The following is a 219-nucleotide window of genomic DNA, read 5'->3' as shown; positions in this document are numbered from 1 at the left end:
GTCGTCGCCAACGTAAATACAACCGACGGCACGGTAAAGATACCGGGCGTGGCATTCTCACAGATCGAGTACCTATCGAACAGAGGTCAACAAAAGCCAATAATCGAACCGAATATGGTCATTGGGAGGCTGATACAGTATTGGGTAAAAAGACCAAAGGAGCGGTTTTGGTCACGCTTGTTGAACGGAAAAGTCGTTTTCTACTGACGACTAAAGCCG

The 219-nt window shown here is 47.5% G+C and carries 1 pseudogene; it reads left to right on the top strand.

Annotated elements, in window-relative coordinates:
* Positions 1–219 (top strand): annotated as a pseudogene (locus H5985_RS09495) (IS30-like element ISVsa7 family transposase); the annotation flags it as partial.

It is taken from the genome of Parasutterella secunda (assembly GCF_016901835.1).
Classification (GTDB): Bacteria; Pseudomonadota; Gammaproteobacteria; order Burkholderiales; family Burkholderiaceae_F; genus Aphodousia; species Aphodousia faecavium.
The sequence above is the reverse complement of the archived record's forward strand: the minus strand, read 5'-3'. Positions and strand labels throughout refer to the sequence as shown.